At 78.6% G+C, this 435-nt stretch carries 1 pseudogene; it reads left to right on the top strand.

From position 1 onward, the window contains the following. Window positions 1-18 precede the first annotated feature (18 nt). Window positions 19-435: pseudogene (locus D7X12_RS42000) on the top strand (hypothetical protein); the annotation flags it as partial.

The following is a 435-nucleotide window of genomic DNA, read 5'->3' as shown; positions in this document are numbered from 1 at the left end:
GCGCTACCCGGAAGCGGAATGGCGGCGGTCTGCGGCGCGGCACTGCCCGGGAGCGGGATGGCGGTGGAGGCCGAAGGCGTGGCGCCCAACGGGATCGCTGCGGACTTCGGCGCCGTGCTGCCCGGGAGCGGGATGGCGCCAGCCGACGGGCCGGCGCTCATCGGGATGGCCGTGGACTGCGGCGCGGCGCTACCGGGGAGCGGAATCGCGGCGGACTTCGGCGCCGTGCTGCCCGGGAGCGGGATGGCGGAGGCGGACGGGCCAGCGCCCATCGGAATGGCGGCGGACTGCGGTGCGGCACTGCCCGGGAGCGGGATGGCCGCGGACTGGGGCGCGGCGCTGCCGGGGAGCGGGATGGCGGCGGACTGCGGCGCGGCATTGCCCGGAAGCGGGATGGCGGCGGCGCGCGGTGCGGCACTGCCGGGGAGCGGGATC

Origin of the sequence: Corallococcus sicarius (genome assembly GCF_003611735.1) — a bacterium.
GTDB classification, from domain to species: domain Bacteria; phylum Myxococcota; class Myxococcia; order Myxococcales; family Myxococcaceae; genus Corallococcus; species Corallococcus sicarius.
This window is presented reverse-complemented; position numbering and strand designations above follow the sequence as displayed.